We start from the raw sequence: 17,219 nt of genomic DNA, 5'->3' as shown, positions 1-17,219 counted from the left end.
ATGCCCCACACCACTCCCATGCCCAGCGCCGAAACGGCGCACCGCACCGTGTTGCTGCACGAGGCGGTCGACCAGCTGATCACCAACCCGGACGGGGTGTACCTCGACGCGACTTTCGGGCGTGGCGGACACAGCCGGGAAATTCTGCGGCGGCTGTCGCCCGCCGGGCGGCTGATTGCGATCGACCGCGATCCGCAGGCCATCGAAGCCGCGGCCCAGATTCGCGATGCGCGTTTTGTGATCAAGCACGCGCCTTTTTCCGAGTTTGCGCGGGTGCTGCACGAGCAGGGCGTGGCGCAGGCCGATGGGCTGCTGTTCGATCTGGGTGTGTCGTCGCCGCAACTCGATCAGCCCGAGCGCGGCTTCAGTTTCCGCGCTGACGGGCCTTTGGATATGCGGATGGACACCAGCAGCGGGCAAACCGTCGCTGAGTATCTGGCCACGGCCAGCGTGGATGAAATTGCAACCGTGCTGAGGGATTATGGAGACGAACGGGCGGCTGTCCAGATTGCAAAGAAGATTGTGGCTCGCCGCGATGCCGGAGCGCCCCTCGCGCGCAGCGGCGAACTCGCCGCACTGGTTGCCAGTGCCGTCAAGAGCCGTGAGCCGGGCCAGGACCCGGCCACCCGCACGTTTCAAGCTCTTCGGATTCACGTCAATGCCGAGCTTGCGCAAATCGAAACGGCGTTGAGCCAGGTGCTCGACTGCCTGAGGCCGGGCGGGCGGCTGGCCGTGATCAGCTTTCATTCGCTGGAAGACGCGCTGATCAAACGCTTTATTCACCGCCATGCCCGCGCACCGGCGGTCGATCGGCGCCAGCCCTTCGTCCCCGGCGTTTCGGCCGAGTTCCAGCCGCAACTCAAGGAGGTGGTGCGGATGCGGCCTTCGGCGGCGGAAATCAGCGGCAATGCGCGGTCGCGCTCGGCCATGCTGCGCGTGGCACAACGGGTCTGAGGAACACGCGATGACCCGAATCAACTTCCTGCTGCTGTTTGTCGTGGTGCTGTGCGCCATGTCGGTGGTGCGCGCGCAGTACCAGGGGCGGCGCACGTTTGCCGCGCTGGATGTGGCGCAGCAAAGGGCCGAGCAGTTGCAGATGGACAAGGATCGTCTGCAGGTGGAATATCGCGCGATGAGTGCGCCGGGCCGCATCGAGAGAATCGCGCGCACCCAGCTCGACATGCGCCCCATCACGGCGGCGCGCACCATCTTCGTACACGAAGGCCAGGTCACCCTGCCGCCGCTGCCCGTCATGCCGCAGTCCCAGCCGAAACCGGCCAGTCAAGGTGCGCGGCGATGAAGAATCCGGCTATGCGTGCGCCCAAGTCGGCAGCCAGCTATGGCAAGAGCCCGCTGCTGAATGTGAAGTTGCCGCCAGGTCGCGCCTGGCTGGTGAAGGGGCTGCTGTTTGCGGCGTTTGCGGCGCTGGGTCTGCGCGCCTTCTGGGTGCAGGTGTGGACGACGCAGTTCTATCAGAACCAGGGCGATCTGCGCTTTGTGCGCACCATCGAGCTGCCGGCGATGCGCGGCCGCATTCTCGACCGCAACGGCAATATTCTGGCGTCGAGCATTCCGGCCAAGACCATCTGGGCCGATCCCACGCAGGTCGAGTCGGGCAACGACAAGGTGCAGCAACTCGCCCGGCTGCTTGGCCTGAATGCCGCCGATCTGCAGCGCCGGCTCGACTCCAACAAACAGTTCGTCTATCTCAAGCGGCAGGTGGACATCGACGTGGCCAAGGAGGTCAAGGCGCTGGGCATCAAGGGCATTTATGAATCGCCCAGCTACAAACGCTACTACCCGGAAGGCTCGGCGGCGGCGCAGCTCATCGGTTTCTCCAATATCGAAGGCCAGGGACAGGACGGCATGGAGCTGGCGCTGCAAGCGCGGCTGGCCGGTCACCCCGGTGTGCGCAAGGTCGTGAAAGACCGGCTGGGTAATGTGATCGAGGACGTATCGGGCGGCGTCCCGCCGGTGGACGGGCAGGATGTGCGCCTGTCGATCGACAGCAAGATTCAGTATCTCACCTACCAGGCGCTCAAGCAGTCGGTCGAGGACAACAAGGCCAAGAACGGCAGTGCGGTGGTGATCGATGCGAAAACGGGCGAGATTCTGGCGATGGCCAACTACCCCAGCTTCGATCCGAATAGCCGCAAGCGCATGACCGAGGCGGACATCCGCAACTACGCCGTGACCGATGCCTTTGAACCCGGCTCGGTGCTCAAGCCCATCACCCTGAGCGCAGCCTTGCAGGCCGGCATCATCACCCCGACGACGGTGTTCCATACCGCGCCGGGCTGCCAGCAGTTTTACGGCGCCAATATCTGCGATGACAGCAACAACGGCAATATCGAGCTGCCCCAGGTCATCCAGTATTCGAGCAACGTCGCCACTTCGCAGGTGGTCAGCAAGATGCCAGCGCAGGTGCAGTGGAATATGTACACCGCGGTGGGCTTCGGCCAACGTCCGCAGATCGAGTTTCCCGGCGCGACCAGCGGGCTGATGCGGCCCATGAAACGCTGGCGCCCGATCGACCGCATCACCATGGGTTTCGGTTACGGGTTGGGTATCTCCACTCTGCAGCTGGCGCATGCCTATCTCATCTTCGCCGACCGTGGCCGCATTTTCCCGGTCACCCTGTTCAAGCACGATGAGGCGCCCGAAGGCGTGCAGGTCGTCTCGCCCACCGTGGCGCGCGAAATGCGCGGCATGCTGGCGCTGGTGACGCAGCCCGGCGGCACCGCACCGGCGGCGGCCGTGCCGGGCTACTCCACCGGCGGCAAGACCGGCACCGCCTGGATTGCCAAGGATGGCAAGTACGACAAAAAGCTGTTCCGGGCGCAGTTCGTCGGACTGGCGCCGATCCACCACCCGGTGCTGGTGATGGCGGTTTCGGTCGATCAACCGACGGGTGGCAAGCACTTCGGCGGTCAGGTGTCGGCTCCGGTGTTCGGTGCGGTGGTGCCGCAGGCGCTGCGCATTCTCGGGGTACAGCCCGACCTGCCAGTCAAGCCCGATCTCGTTCCCGCGCAAACCGCGCAAGCCCTGCAACTCCCGGCGGGCCGGGCGATGAAGGGGGGCGCATGAGTCACACGCCGAAAGCGGTCGATACCGTGCTGCAAGCGTTGCGCGCCTTGGGCGTCGCGGCCGATGCGACGTGGACCGCCGACAGCCGCAGCCTGCAGCCCGGCGAGGTGTTCGTCGCCTGGCCGGGGGCGGCGCGCGATCCGCGTCAGTTCGTGGCGCAGGCCTTGGCCGCGGGGGCGGCGGCCGCGCTGGTCGAGGCCGAGGGAGTGCAGCATTTCGGCTTCACCGATCCGCGCATTCTGGCTGTTGACGGGCTCAAGGCGCTGGCCGGGCCGCTTGCGGCGGCCTGGTACGGACATCCGTCCGAGGCTGTCAAGCTGCTGGCCGTGACCGGCACCAATGGCAAGACCTCCTGCGCTTTGTGGGCAGCGCAGGCCCTGAACGCGGCTGGGCAGCGCTGCGGGGTGATCGGAACGCTGGGCGCCGGATGGCCGGACGCGCTGCAGCCCACCGGATTCACCACGCCCGACCCGGTGCGTCTGCAGACGATCCTGGCGCGGCTGCGCGAGCAAGGCGCGCTTTGGTGCGCCATCGAGGCATCAAGCATCGGCCTGGACGAACATCGCCTGGCGGGTTGCGCTATTCATGCGGCTGCATTCACCAATCTGACGCAAGACCATCTCGACTACCACGGCGACATGGCGGCCTATGCGCGCGCCAAGCGGGCGCTGTTCGTCTGGCCGGGGCTGCAGCATGCCGTGCTGGATATCGACGATCCCTACGCCGCAAGCGTCTTGCTCGCTGATTGCCGCAGCCGGGGGCTGCAGGTGCAAACCACCGCGCTGATCGCCAAGGCCGACTGGTGTGCGGAGGACGTGGTGCAGACTTCCACCGGCCAGCGTCTCACCCTGGTGCATCACCACCATCGCCACGCGCTTGATCTGCCCGTACTGGGCGCTTTCAACCTGCGCAATTTGCTGGTGGTTGCCGCGCTGCTGCACACCACGGGGCTGGATGACGCGGCCATTGCCGCCGCCTTGCGCACGGTGCGCGCGGTGCCGGGGCGCATGCAGATGCTGGGCGGCATCGGTGCGCCGCTGGCGGTCATCGACTACGCCCACACGCCCGACGCGCTGGACAAGGCGCTTCAAGCGCTGCGGCCTGTCACCGCCAAGCGCAAAGGCAAGTTGTGGTGCGTGTTCGGCGCCGGCGGCGACCGCGATGCGCGCAAACGCCCGCTAATGGTGCAGGCCGCCGAGGCCCACGCCGACCGCGTGGTGCTGACCAGCGACAACCCGCGCAGCGAAGCGCCGGGCGCCATCCTGCAAGACTTGCTCGCCGGTCTGCAGCAACCCGCGCAAGCCCTGCTGATCGAAGACCGCGCCGCCGCCATCGCCCAGACCCTGTCGCACGCCGCTGTGCACGACGTGGTACTCATCGCGGGCAAGGGGCACGAAAACACGCAAGAGATAGCCGGACACAAGCAAGCCTTCAGCGACGCCTTCCATGCCCGCATGGCACTGGCCACGCGCGGCGCTGGGCTTTGCAGCCTGGGCGAATTGCGCGACTGGATCGGACCCGAGGCCCGCCTCATCGGCGAGGCCGACGTGGCGGTGAGCGCCATCGAGACCGATAGCCGCAAACTCACGCCGGGCGCGCTGTTCGTCGCCTTGCGCGGCGCCCGCTTCGATGCGCACGACTTTCTGCCGCAAGCGGCGGCTGCTGGTGCGCGCGCCCTGCTGGCCGAGCAAGGCGTGGCGGCAAGCGGGCTGCCGGGCATCGAGGCGCCCGACACCCTGCGCGCATTGGGCCTGTTGGCGCGAGGCTGGCGGCGCCAGCAGACGTTGCCGCTGATCGCGGTGACCGGCAGCAACGGCAAGACCACGGTGACGCAGATGCTCGCAAGCATTCTGGCGGCGTGGCAGGGGCAAGACCAGCGTCTGGCGACGCAAGGCAACTTCAACAACGAAGTGGGTCTGCCGCTCACTTTGCTGCGCTTGCGGCCGCAACATCAGGCCGCCGTGGTCGAGCTCGGCATGAACCATCCGGGCGAGATCGCCTGGCTCGCCAGTCTGGCCGAACCCACCGTGGCGCTAGTGAACAACGCCCAGCGCGAACATCAGGAATTCATGCATAGCGTCGAAGCGGTCGCGCACGAAAACGGCGCGGTGCTCGCCGCATTGCCGCAGACCGGGGTGGCGGTGTTTCCCGCAGGCGACGCCCAGAATGCTATCTGGGTGGCGCAGGCCGCCGGTCGGCGTGTGTTGCGTTTTGCCCTGCGCGAGGCGGCTGAGGCGGACGTGGAGGCTGAAGTCAGCGGCCATGCGTTTTATCGGCAGGGCCAGTTGCGGCTGCAATTGCATACCCCGGCGGGCCATGCCGAAGTGGGCCTGCAACTGCTGGGGCGGCACAACGCGCGCAATGCGCTGGCGGCGACCGCGGCGGCCTTGGCCGCAGGCGCGCCGCTGGATGCCATCTGCCGCGGACTCGAAGCCTTTGCTCCGGTGGCCGGGCGTCTGGTGCCGCGGCGTCTGCGTTGCGCCGACGAGCACACGCTGCTGTTGATCGACGACAGCTACAACGCCAATCCCGACTCGGTGCGCGCCGCCATCGACGTGTTGACCGAGCTGCCCGGGCGCAGCCTGCTGCTGCTCGGCGATATGGGTGAAGTCGGTGACAACGGCCCGGCCTTCCATGCCGAAGTGGGTGCGTATGCGGCCCAGCGCGGCGTGGCGGCGCTGTGGGCTTGCGGTGCCATGACGGCGCAGGCGGTCGCGGCCGCACAGGCGGCGGGCCTGGCGGCAGCAAAGCATCAGCCCGACTTGATGGACTTCACCCTGGATGCCGCGGTGCTGCGCGAATTCGACACCGTGCTGGTCAAAGGCTCGCGCTTTATGCGCATGGAACGCGCGGTGCAGGCCATCGCCGCGCTGGCGGCGAATGGCAACGGCGCGTCCACGCAGGAGGTGCACCATGCTGCATAGTCTGGCCATGTGGCTGATGGAGCTCTCGCCCGATCTGCGCTTTTTCCGGGTGTTCAACTACATCACTTTCCGCGCGGTGATGAGCACGCTCACCGCGCTGTTCATCGGCCTGCTCGCGGGCCCCGCAGTCATCCGCAAACTTACCGCGATGAAGGTCGGCCAGGCCGTGCGTCAGGACGGGCCGCAAACTCATCTCATCAAGACCGGCACGCCCACCATGGGCGGGGTGCTCATCCTGCTGTCCATCGGCGTGTCCACCTTGCTGTGGATGGATCTAAGCAACCGTTTCGTCTGGCTGGTGCTGTTGGTCACGCTGGGTTTCGGCGCCATCGGCTGGGCCGACGATTACCGCAAGGTGGTGTACCGCGACCCCAACGGCATGCGCTCGCGCGACAAATACTTCTGGCAGACGCTCATCGGCGTGGCCGCCGCGTTCTATCTGGCTTTCGCCGTGTCGGGCAAGGGCAACGCCGAGGTCTGGCATCTGTTCGTGGCGTGGTTGCAGAGCGGCATGAGCATGCCCTTGCCCCCCGCTTCCGACCTCATCGTGCCGTTCTTCAAATCGGTCAGTTATCCGCTCGGCGTGACCGGCTTCATCGTGCTGAGCTATCTGGTCATCGTCGGCAGCAGCAACGCGGTCAACCTCACCGACGGCGCCGATGGCCTGGCCATCATGCCCGTGGTCATGGTCGGCAGCTCGCTGGGCGTGTTTGCCTATGTCACCGGCAACGCGGTCTATTCCAAATACCTGCTGTTCCCCTTCATTCCGGGAACGGGGGAGCTGCTGATTTTCGTGGGCGCGATGGTCGGCGCCGGGCTGGCGTTTCTGTGGTTCAACGCCTATCCGGCGCAGGTGTTCATGGGGGACGTGGGCGCGCTGGCGCTGGGCGGCGCTTTGGGCACCATCGCCGTGATCGTGCGTCAGGAAATCGTGCTGGCCATCATGGGCGGCGTGTTCGTCGCCGAAACCGTGTCGGTGATGATTCAGGTGACCTACTTCAAGTACACCAAGAAGAAGTACGGCGTGGGACGGCGCATTTTCAAAATGGCGCCGCTGCACCATCACTTCGAGCAACTCGGGGTGAAAGAGTCGCAGGTGGTGGTGCGGTTCTGGATCGTCACCATGATTCTCTGTCTGGTGGGTCTGGCGAGTCTGAAGCTGCGATGAACCTGAACTCACTCTCCGTTCTCGTGCTCGGTCTGGGCGAATCCGGCCTGGCGATGGCGCGCTGGTGTGCGGCGCAGGGCGCGCAGGTGCGCGTGGCCGACAGCCGCAGCGCGCCGCCTGGGTTGGCTGCGCTGCAGCGCGAAGTGCCATCGGCGCAGGTGCATTGCGGTAGCCTGAGCGCCGACCTGCTGGGCGACGCGCAACTGGTGTTGCGCAGCCCTGGCATCGCACCGCACGCGGCCGAGTTTGCCGCGCTCACACAGGCAGCCGCCGAACGCGGCGTGCCGATGGCCGGTGAGCTGCATCTGTTCCAGTGGGCGCTCGACGCGCTGCGCGCAGAGCGAGGCTATGCGCCCAAGATCGTCGCCATCACCGGCACCAACGGCAAGACCACCGTCACACGGCTGACCGGGCTGATGCTGGAGCGCGCGGGCTGGAGCGTGGCAGTGGCGGGCAATATTTCGCCGTCCATGCTCGACGTGCTGCAGGCCCGGCTTCAGGCCGACGACCTTCCTGCAGCCTGGGTGCTGGAGCTCTCCAGCTTCCAGCTTCATGGCATGGAGGGCTTCGCCGCCGACGCCGCCACGGTGCTCAACCTCACCCAGGACCATCTCGACTGGCACGGCGACATGACGGCCTACGCCGCCGACAAGGCCAACATCTTCGGCAATCAGAGCGCGCAGGGCGTCATGGTGCTCAACCGCGACGATCCGCAGGTGATGGCGATGCAACGCCCGGGGCGCAAGCTGCGGCGCTTTGGTTTGTCCGCGCCGCAACAACCCGGAGACTTGGGCGTGGTGCGCGAAGGCGGCATCGACTGGCTGGCGCGCGCCCTCCCGGAAGAGGACTCCCCCCGAAATCGCCGCGGTGCGGCGATCTCCCCCCAGGGGGCCGGGCAAGGCTTGGGGCGGCCCGGCGCCTTGCCCGAGGCCGCGCTCCAGATGCAGCGTTTGATGCCCGCGGAAGCCCTGCGCATTCAAGGCGCCCACAACATCGCCAATGCCCTGGCCGCGCTGGCGCTGGGCGATGCCGTGGGCACGCCGCTCGCGCCCATGCTGCATGCCCTGCGTGAGTATCGCGGGGAGCCGCATCGCATGCAGACCGTGGCGGTGATCGACGGCGTGCGCTGGATCGACGACAGCAAGGGCACCAATGTCGGCGCCACGGTGGCGGCGCTGGCGGGCATGGAAACGCCGGTGGTTCTGATCGCCGGTGGGGACGGCAAGGGGCAGGATTTTTCGCCGCTGCGCGCGCAGGCTGCGCGGCTGCGCGCTGCGGTGCTGATCGGCCGCGATGCGCAGGCCATCGCCGCGGAGCTCCAGGGGCTGGCCCCCACCGAATTCACGCAGTCCTTGGAGCAGGCTGTGCAGCGCGCCGCCACGCTGGCGAAGACCGGCGACGCGGCGCTGTTGTCACCCGCTTGCGCCAGTCTGGACATGTTCCGCAACTACGCGCATCGCGCCGAGGTGTTTGTCGCCGCCGTGCGCGAGTTGGCCGAAGCGCGTGGACAAGTCTGGAACGAAGGGGCCGACCATGCTTGAGCGCATGTTGCCCTTCCTCGGTCGTAAGCGCGACAAGGCAGCGGCCGATCTGCCGGTGCGCGTGGGGCATAGTGCGCCGCGCAATTCGCGCATGCTGGAGTACGACCAGAACCTGGTCTGGGTCACGCTGCTGCTGCTGGCCTACGGCCTGGTGATGGTGTATTCGGCGACGATTTCCTTCCACGACTCGCCGCGCTATGCGCAGTGGTCGCCTTACCACTATTTCATCCGTGATTTGTTCTCCATCGCTGCGGCCTTGCTGGCAAGCTGGATCGTGGTGCAGATTCCAATGGCCGAGCTGCAGAAATGGTCGATGCGCTTTTTCTTCCTCTCGCTGATCGGGCTGGTGCTCGTGCTGCTGCCGCATATCGGCAAGGACGTGAACGGCTCCAAGCGCTGGGTGGTTTTCCCCGGCGGGCTGAACTTCCAGCCCTCCGAACTGGTCAAGCTCACCGCGCTCATCTATGCCGCCGATTTCATGGTGCGCAAGCAGGAGGTCAAGCAAAGCCTGCTCAAGACCTTCCTGCCGATGATGGCGGTGATGATGATCGTGGGCGTGCTGCTGCTGGCCGAGCCCGACATGGGCGCCTTCCTGGTCATCGCTTCCATCACCTTGGCCATCCTGTTTCTCGGCGGGGCCAACGGCAAGCTGTTTTCGGTGTTCAGCGTGGCGGTGATCGGCGCCTTTGTGTTGATGATCGTGCTCTCGCCCTGGCGGCGTGATCGCATCTTCGCCTACCTCAATCCCTGGGCGGAATCGAATGCGCTGGGCAGCGCCTATCAGCTCTCGCACGCACTCATCGCCATGGGGCGCGGCGAGTGGTTCGGCGTCGGCCTCGGCGGCAGCATCGAAAAACTGCATTACCTGCCGGAAGCGCACACCGACTTTCTGCTGGCCATCATCGGCGAGGAACTGGGTCTGGTGGGCGTCGGCGTGGTGATTTTCGCGTTTTACTGGATCGTGCGCCGCGCCTTCGACATCGGCCGTCAGGCGCTGGTGCTCGACCGCATGTACAGCGCGCTGGTGGCGCAAGGCATCGGCGTGTGGATCGGCGGGCAGGCCTTCATCAATATCGGCGTGAACCTCGGTCTGTTGCCCACCAAGGGGCTGACGCTGCCGCTGATGAGCTATGGCGGCTCGGCGCTGCTGCTCAACTGCATGGCCATTGCCGTGCTGCTGCGTGTCGATTTCGAAAACCGGATTCTGATGCGCGGAGGACATGTATGACAAGCTCCCCCCGAGATCGCCGCGATGCGGCGCTCCCCCCCCGGGGGGCGGGGCAAGGCTTGGGGCGGCCCGGCGCCTTGTTCGGGGAAGTCCCCCCCCGAGATCGCCGCGTTGCGGCGCTCCCCCCCCAGGGGGCGGGGCAAGGCTTGGGGCGGCCCGGCGCCTTGCTCCTGTCGCCCTCGGCTGCCCCGGTGGCCGTCATCATGGCCGGAGGCACCGGCGGTCATATCTTCCCCGGCATTGCCGTGGGCGAAGGGCTGCGCGCTGCGGGCTGGACGGTGCACTGGATGGGCGCGCCCACCGGCATGGAGGCGCAGCTCGCGCCGCGTCACGGCTTCGACATGCTTTGGGTGCGCTTCGGTGGCCTGCGCGGTAAAGGGCTGCTGACCAAACTGCTGCTGCCGCTCAACCTGCTGCGCGCCTTCTGGCAGGCTTTGCGCGGCTTGCGCCGCGTTGGCGCCGACGTGGTGGTGAGCATGGGCGGCTATATCGCCTTTCCCGGTGGCTTGATGAGCGTGTGGGCTGGGGCCAAGTTGGTGGTGCATGAGCAGAACGCCGTCGCCGGTCTGGCCAACAGGGTGCTCGCGCGCCTGGCCGACCGCAGCTACACCGCGTTTCCCGACGCGCTGCCGGGTGCGCAGTGGGTGGGCAATCCGGTGCGTGCGGAGATCTGCGCCTTGCCTTCGCCCGAGCAGCGTTACGCCGGTCGCAGCGGGCCGCTGCAGGTGCTCGTGGTCGGCGGCAGTCTCGGCGCGCAGGCGCTCAACTCGCTGGTACCGCAGGCGCTGGCGCTTTTGCCTGCAGTCGAACGCCCGCAGGTGCGTCATCAAAGCGGGGCCAAGCATCTGCCGACCCTGCAACAGGCTTATGTCGACGCCGGGGTGCAAGCCGACTGCGTGGCCTTCATCGACGACATGGCCGCGGCTTATGCGCAGGCCGATCTGGTGATCTGCCGCGCCGGTGCCTCGACCGTGACCGAAGTGGCCTGCGCCGGTGTGGCAGCGCTGTTCGTGCCGTTTCCCCATGCGGTCGATGACCACCAGACGGTGAACGCGAAATTTCTCGCAGGCCGCGATGCGGCGCTGTTGATTCAACAAAGCGACCTGAGCGCGCAGGGGCTGGCCGAACTGCTGCAAAGCCTGGACCGCCCGCGCCTGCTGCAACTGGCGCAGGCCGCGCGCGGCCTGGCGCGACCGGATGCGGTGCAGGCGGTCGTGGCGGGCTGCAACGCCCTGCTGGCGGGACGCGAGACGAGCAAACAAACAGGAAGGCAAGGGCGATGAAACACGCCATTCGCAACATTCATTTCGTCGGCATCGGTGGTGCCGGCATGAGCGGCATTGCCGAAGTGCTGCACAACCTGGGCTATGCCATCAGCGGCTCGGATCTGAGCGAGAGCGCCACCGTGCGCCGACTGCGCGAGCTGGGCCTGCGCGTGGCCATCGGCCACGACGCCGCTCAGGTGCAGGATGCCGATGCCGTGGTCGTTTCCACCGCCGTGCGTGCCGACAACCCCGAGGTGCTCGCGGCGCGTGCGCGCCATATTCCGGTGGTGCCGCGCGCGGTCATGCTGGCCGAGCTGATGCGCCTGAAGCGCGGCATTGCGATTGCGGGCACGCATGGCAAGACCACCACCACCAGTCTGGTCGCCAGTGTGCTGGCCGAGGGCGGGCTCGATCCGACCTTCGTGATCGGCGGACGGCTCAACAGCGCCGGGGTCAACGCGAAGCTCGGGCAGGGCGAATACATCGTGGTCGAGGCCGACGAATCCGACGCCTCCTTCCTCAACCTGCTGCCGGTGATGGCCGTGGTGACGAACATCGACGCCGACCACATGGATACTTACGGCCACGACCCGGCCCGACTGCGCCATGCCTTCGTCGATTTCATCGCCCGGCTGCCGTTCTACGGCGCGGCCGTACTGTGCGTGGACGATGCGGCGGTGCGCGGCATCATGCCGTTTGTTTCCAAGCCCATCACCAGCTACGGCTTCGCCGAAGACGCGCAGGTGCGCGCCATCGACGTGCGGGCCGAGGGTGCGCAGATGCACTTCACCGTGCTGCGCCGCAACGGCGTGCAACTGCCGCCGCTCGCCGTCACGCTCAACCTGCCGGGGCGGCACAACGTGCAGAACGCACTGGCCGCCATCGCCGTCGCCACCGAACTGAGCGTGGACGACGCCGCCATCCAGCGGGCGCTGGCCGGGTTCACCGGCGTGGGTCGGCGCTTCCAGCGCTATGGCGAAGTGGCTGCTCACCACGGCGGGCACTTCACCCTGATCGACGATTACGGCCACCATCCGGTCGAAATGGCGGCCACGCTGGCGGCGGCCCGTGGCGCCTTCCCGGGGCGGCGCTTGGTGCTCGCCTTTCAGCCGCATCGCTACACCCGCACCCGCGATCTGTTTGAAGACTTTGTGAAAGTGCTCGGCGAGGCCGACGCGGTGCTGCTGGCCGAGGTGTACGCCGCCGGTGAAGCCCCGCTGGTCGCGGCCGACGGTCGCAGCCTGGCGCGTGCGGTGCGCGTGGCCGGCAAGACCGAGCCGGTGTTCGTCGAAGCCGTAGCCGATCTGCCGCAGGCCATTCTGGAGATGGCGCGCGAGGGCGACGTGCTGATCTGCATGGGGGCAGGTTCCATCGGCGTGGTGGCCGCTCAAGTGGTGGCGATGGCAAAGGAGACCGCGCAATGACCCCCTGGCCGCAAATCGATCCGCGCGGTCTGGGCCGGGTCGCGGTGCTCATGGGCGGGCTTTCCGCCGAGCGTGAGGTGTCGCTGATGTCGGGCAAGGGCGTGCTCGCCGCGCTGCAGTCGCGCGGGGTCGATGCCTTTGCTTTCGATCCGTCGGTGGACGATCTGGCGGCGCTCAAGTCGTTTGGTGCGCAGCGCGCGTTCATCAATCTGCATGGCCGCTGGGGGGAAGACGGCACGGTGCAGGGCGCGCTGGAACTGCTCGGCATTCCCTACACCGGGCCGGGCGTGCTGGCCTCGGCCCTGGCGATCGACAAGGCCATGACCAAGCGGCTGTGGCATTTCGAGAACCTGTCCACACCCAAATGGCGCGAGGTGGGCACGCTCATCGAGGCTCAGGCGGCGGCGGCCGAGCTGGGCTTTCCGCTGATTTTCAAGGCCACGCATGAAGGCTCCACGCTGGGTCTCAAGCGCGCCGACAGCGAGGCCGAAGTGCAAGCAGCCTATCTCGAAGCCGCACGCTTTGACAGCCGGGTGCTGGTGGAGCAGTTCATCGAGGGCGACGAAGTGACCTGCGCGGTGATCGGCGCGGGCGATCAGGCGCGGGCGCTGCCGCTCATCCGCATCGTCGCCCCCGGCGGCAACTACGACTACGAACACAAGTATTTCAGCGACGACACCCGCTACATCTGCCCAAGCGAACTTCCGGCCGACGAAGAAGCGCGCATTCAGGATCTGGTCTTGCGCAGCTATCGCACGCTGGGCTGCCGCGGCTGGGCGCGGGCCGACGTCATGATTCGCGCGACCGACCGCCAGCCCTTCTTGCTGGAGATCAACACCTCGCCCGGCATGACCTCGCATTCACTGGTGCCCATGGCCGCGCGCGTGGCCGGGCTGGAATACGCCGATCTGTGCCTGCTCATCCTCAGCATGGCGGCACTCGATCAATCGCATAAGGGGGTTGACCCCCACGCTGCGGCTTCGCCTGCGCTGCCCCCCGAGGGGGCCATCCCCACCCCGGCCCTCCCCACAAGTGGAGAGGGAACAAACACTCCTCCCCCACGCCGTGGGGGAGGTTGGGAGGGGGAAAAGCCCGCCTCGGCGCAGCCCGGCGGCGGCGGGAGGTGCGACCGATGAGCAGTTACGCCCCGCGCGAGCTCCCGCTCGACATCCGCCTGATGCAAGGCACCTCGCGTGCCCTGTTCTGGCTGGTGGCGCTCGGCTGTCTGTTCGTCGCCGGGCACTGGCTGATGCAGCGCAACTGGTGGGACATCCGCGCCGTGCGGCTTCAGGGCGACCTGCAGCGCATCAGCCCGGTGACGGTACGGGCCGAGGCCCTGCCGCAGTTGCGGGGCAATTTCCTCACCATCAATCTTGCGCAGGCGCAGCGGGTGTTCGAGAGCCTGCCGTGGGTGCGTACCGCGGTGGTGCAGCGGCTGTGGCCGATGCAACTGGTCGTCACGCTGCAGGCGCAGCAGCCAGTGGCCATTTGGCGCGAGCCGGGCAGCGCGCCGCAACTGGTCAACGCGCAGGGGCAGGCGTTCACTGCCAACCTCGGCGAAGTCCAGGGGCTGGGTCTGCCGCAGCTCAGCGGCCCGGCGGGAACCAGCGCGCAGGTCTTGCAGATGAGCCAGAAGCTGCAGCCTTTGATGCAGGAATTTCATCAGACCGTCGCCACGCTGGCGCAAGGCAGCGGCGGCAACTGGAGCGTGCAGACCCGCTCGGGCCTGAGCATCGACCTGGGCGGTGCGCCCGACAGCGCGGCGACGCAGACCCGACTCAAACAGTTCATGACCCTGATGCCGCAGCTCGAAGCCCGCTACGGGCGGTCCATCGACAGCGTCGATCTGCGCTATCCCAACGGCTTCGCCGTGCATCTGCAAGGCGTGGATCTGCCGGGCATGAACAAGACAACGAACAAGACGCCGCAACCCGCGGGGAGGAAAGACTGATATGGCCAAGGACTACAAGGATCTGGTGGTGGCGCTGGACATCGGCACCTCCAAAGTGCTGGTGGTGGTGGCCGAAATGCTGGCCGATCGCGACAACCCGGCGGCGGGATTCAAGATCGTCGGCATGGGCCAGGCGCCGACCGCGGGCATGCGCCGCGGGGTGGTGGTGGACATCGAGGCGACGGTGCAATCCATCCAGGCGGCCTTGAAGGAGGCCGAACTGATGGCCGATTGCAAGATCACCCATGTGATCACCGGCATCACCGGCAGCCACATCCGCGGGCAGAACTCGCACGGCATGGTGGCCATCAAGGATCGCGAAGTCACGCAGGCCGACGTCACCCGCGTGATCGAAACCGCCAAGGCGGTGAACATTCCGGCGGATCAGCGCTTGCTGCTGGTCGAGCCGCAGGAGTTCATCATCGACGGCCAGGACGTGAAAGAACCGGTGGGCATGAGCGGCGTGCGGCTGGAGGTGAACGTGCACATCGTCACCGGGGCGCAGACTGCCGCGGAAAACGTGCTCAAGTGCGTGCGCCGCTGCGGCCTGGAGGTCGAGCAACTGGTGGTCCAGCCACGCCGTGCTCACCGAGGACGAGAAGGAGCTCGGCGTGGCGGTGGTGGACATCGGCGCCGGCGTGACCGACATCGCCATCTACACCGGGGGCGCCATCCGCCATACCGCCATCATTCCGGTGGCCGGCGAGCTGGTCACCAGCGATATCGCCATGGCCCTGCGCACGCCCACGCGCGACGCCGAAGACATCAAGATCGAGCACGGCATCGCCAAGCAGGTGCTGGCTAATCCCGAAGAGACGCTGGAGGTGCCTGGGCTGGGCGACCGCGGGCCGCGCATGCTGTCGCGGCAGGTGCTCGCCAGCGTGATCGAGCCGCGTACCGAAGAAATTTTCGCGCTGGCACAGCAGGTCATTCGCGATTCCCACTTCGAGGAAGTGCTGTCTTCCGGCGTGGTGCTCTGCGGCGGTTCGGCGCAGATGCCCGGCATGGTCGAACTGGCAGAAGACATTTTTCTCAAGCCGGTGCGCGTGGGCGCGCCCAGCTACACCGGCCCGCTGGCCGACATGGTGCGCAATCCGCGCATGGCCACGGTCATGGGATTGTTGGCCGAGGCCCTGCACCAGCGTCAGCGCGGCGCACGCCTTGCGCAGAAGAGCAGTTCAGTCAAGGGCTCGCTGGGACGTTTGCGCGAGTGGTTTGCAGGGAATTTTTGAGTTCTGCGGGGCGGTGCCCGGAGGGTCCGGGTGCCGCCCCGCAGAGTGTGTTCGGCGGGCGTAGGGTGCGTCAGCCGGTTTTCAACGGAGGTGTGACATGGCTTTTGAAATGATCGAGAACGACGCCCACAGCGCGTTCAACCAGGGAACCAACATCAAGGTGATCGGTGTTGGCGGCGGCGGCGGCAACGCGGTCGAACACATGATCGCCTCGGGCGTGCGTGGCGTGGAGTTCATCTGCGCCAACACCGATGCCCAGGCGCTCAAGACCTCGGGTGCGCACCAGTTCCTGCAACTGGGCAAGACGGGTCTGGGCGCTGGCGGCAAGCCGGTGGTCGGGCGCGAGGCGGCGGATCAGGCGCGTGGCCAGATTCGTGATGCGCTCGAAGGCGCGCACATGCTGTTCATCACGGCCGGCATGGGCGGCGGCACCGGCACCGGCGCCGCGCCGGTGATCGCCAAGATCGCCCGCGAAATGGGCATCCTCACCGTGGCCGTGGTGACGCGCCCGTTCGACTTCGAGGGCTCCAAGCGCATGGCCAACGCCGAGCAAGGCCTGGCCGAGCTGGAGGCCAATGTCGATTCGCTCATCGTCGTGCTCAATGAAAAGCTGCTGGAGGTTTACGGCGACGACATCAGCCAGAAAGAGGCCTTCGCCAAGGCCAACGACGTGCTGAAGAACGCCACCGGCGGCATTGCCGAGATCATCAATGTGCCGGGCCTGATCAACGCCGACTTCGAGGACGTGAAGAGCGTGATGGGCGAGCCGGGCAAGGCGATGATGGGCACTGCGGTGGCCAGCGGCCCCGACCGCGCCCGTCTGGCGGCCGAGCAGGCTGTGGTCTGCCCGCTGCTCGACGGCGTCGATCTCTCGGGCGCCAAGGGCGTGCTGGTGAACATCACCGCAGACGACTCGCTGCGCCTGGGCGAAACGCGCGAGGCGATGAACGCCATCCGCGCCTATGCCTCGCCGGAAGCCAACATCATTTTCGGCACGGTCAACGACCCGACCATGGGCGATTCGCTGCGCGTCACTGTGCTGGCTACCGGCTTGTGCGGCAAGGCTGAAAAGGCCGCGCCGGAACTCACCATCATCCGCACCGGCACCGACAACATGCCGCTGCGCACGCAGGGCTATGGCGGCCAGGCCGGCGCGGACCCCTATCAAAGCCCGGCGATCTGGCGCAGCGGCCGCGGCGCACCGTCGGCGCATGTGAACGCGCTGATGCAAAGCGGTATGGAGGAAATGGAAATTCCGGCTTTCCTGCGCAAGCAGGCGGACTGAACCTTTCCGCGAAAAACGCGCCCGGTGACGGGACGCGGCGATGCACTGTGGCGGCATGGGCCGTACCGCAGAGCTGGCCCGTCCCCCCGACGGAGTGACCCGACTCCGCATGGG

Annotated in this window: 12 protein-coding genes and 1 pseudogene; all 13 read left to right on the top strand. The window is 67.0% G+C overall.

Annotation, left to right across the window (positions count from 1 at the left end):
- The first annotated feature begins 18 nt into the window (after positions 1 to 18).
- Positions 19 to 954 (top strand): 16S rRNA (cytosine(1402)-N(4))-methyltransferase RsmH, encoded by a 936-nt coding sequence (gene rsmH / locus ABT24_RS01340; RefSeq protein WP_276729016.1) that lies wholly within the window; start codon positions 19 to 21, stop codon positions 952 to 954.
- A gap of 10 nt (positions 955 to 964) precedes the next feature.
- Positions 965 to 1,300: a cell division protein FtsL gene (gene ftsL / locus ABT24_RS01335; protein ID WP_276706056.1), complete on the top strand. Its 336-nt coding sequence runs from the start codon at positions 965 to 967 to the stop codon at positions 1,298 to 1,300.
- Positions 1,297 to 3,087: a peptidoglycan D,D-transpeptidase FtsI family protein gene (locus ABT24_RS01330; RefSeq protein WP_156054164.1), complete on the top strand. Its 1,791-nt coding sequence runs from the start codon at positions 1,297 to 1,299 to the stop codon at positions 3,085 to 3,087. Before ftsL ends, ABT24_RS01330 begins: the two co-directional genes overlap by 4 nt.
- Positions 3,084 to 6,011 carry a bifunctional UDP-N-acetylmuramoyl-L-alanyl-D-glutamate--2,6-diaminopimelate ligase MurE/UDP-N-acetylmuramoyl-tripeptide--D-alanyl-D-alanine ligase MurF gene (murF, locus tag ABT24_RS01325; protein ID WP_276729020.1) on the top strand — a complete coding sequence of 976 codons (2,928 nt, stop codon included), beginning with the start codon at positions 3,084 to 3,086 and terminating at the stop codon, positions 6,009 to 6,011. The genes ABT24_RS01330 and murF overlap by 4 nt, the downstream gene beginning before the upstream one ends.
- Positions 6,001 to 7,179 carry a phospho-N-acetylmuramoyl-pentapeptide-transferase gene (mraY, locus tag ABT24_RS01320; RefSeq protein WP_276729022.1) on the top strand — a complete coding sequence of 393 codons (1,179 nt, stop codon included), beginning with the start codon at positions 6,001 to 6,003 and terminating at the stop codon, positions 7,177 to 7,179. Before murF ends, mraY begins: the two co-directional genes overlap by 11 nt.
- Positions 7,176 to 8,720 (top strand): UDP-N-acetylmuramoyl-L-alanine--D-glutamate ligase, encoded by a 1,545-nt coding sequence (murD, locus tag ABT24_RS01315; RefSeq protein WP_276729025.1) that lies wholly within the window; start codon positions 7,176 to 7,178, stop codon positions 8,718 to 8,720. The genes mraY and murD overlap by 4 nt, the downstream gene beginning before the upstream one ends.
- A complete protein-coding gene (gene ftsW / locus ABT24_RS01310; RefSeq protein ID WP_276729028.1) occupies positions 8,713 to 9,948 on the top strand; it encodes a putative lipid II flippase FtsW in 1,236 nt (411 codons plus the stop codon). The genes murD and ftsW overlap by 8 nt, the downstream gene beginning before the upstream one ends.
- Positions 9,949 to 10,151: 203 nt before the next feature.
- On the top strand, positions 10,152 to 11,231 hold the full coding sequence (gene murG / locus ABT24_RS01305) for an undecaprenyldiphospho-muramoylpentapeptide beta-N-acetylglucosaminyltransferase (RefSeq protein ID WP_276729176.1): 1,080 nt from the start codon (positions 10,152 to 10,154) through the stop codon (positions 11,229 to 11,231).
- Positions 11,228 to 12,637 carry a UDP-N-acetylmuramate--L-alanine ligase gene (gene murC, locus ABT24_RS01300; protein ID WP_276729031.1) on the top strand — a complete coding sequence of 470 codons (1,410 nt, stop codon included), beginning with the start codon at positions 11,228 to 11,230 and terminating at the stop codon, positions 12,635 to 12,637. The genes murG and murC overlap by 4 nt, the downstream gene beginning before the upstream one ends.
- On the top strand, positions 12,634 to 13,773 hold the full coding sequence (locus tag ABT24_RS01295) for a D-alanine--D-alanine ligase (RefSeq protein ID WP_276729034.1): 1,140 nt from the start codon (positions 12,634 to 12,636) through the stop codon (positions 13,771 to 13,773). The genes murC and ABT24_RS01295 overlap by 4 nt, the downstream gene beginning before the upstream one ends.
- Positions 13,770 to 14,588, top strand: coding sequence for a cell division protein FtsQ/DivIB (locus ABT24_RS01290; RefSeq protein ID WP_276729037.1), 819 nt, complete (start codon positions 13,770 to 13,772; stop codon positions 14,586 to 14,588). The genes ABT24_RS01295 and ABT24_RS01290 overlap by 4 nt, the downstream gene beginning before the upstream one ends.
- A 1-nt stretch (position 14,589) precedes the next feature.
- Positions 14,590 to 15,820: pseudogene (gene ftsA, locus ABT24_RS01285) on the top strand (cell division protein FtsA).
- Between the two features lie 97 nt (positions 15,821 to 15,917).
- On the top strand, positions 15,918 to 17,105 hold the full coding sequence (ftsZ, locus tag ABT24_RS01280; protein WP_276729040.1) for a cell division protein FtsZ: 1,188 nt from the start codon (positions 15,918 to 15,920) through the stop codon (positions 17,103 to 17,105).
- The last annotated feature ends 114 nt before the right edge of the window (positions 17,106 to 17,219 follow it).

Origin of the sequence: Thiomonas sp. SCN 64-16 (assembly GCF_001725585.1) — a bacterium.
Taxonomy (GTDB): Bacteria; Pseudomonadota; Gammaproteobacteria; order Burkholderiales; family Burkholderiaceae_C; genus Thiomonas; species Thiomonas arsenitoxydans.
Note: the sequence above shows the minus strand (reverse complement) of the source record. Positions and strands in the feature narration are given on the sequence as shown.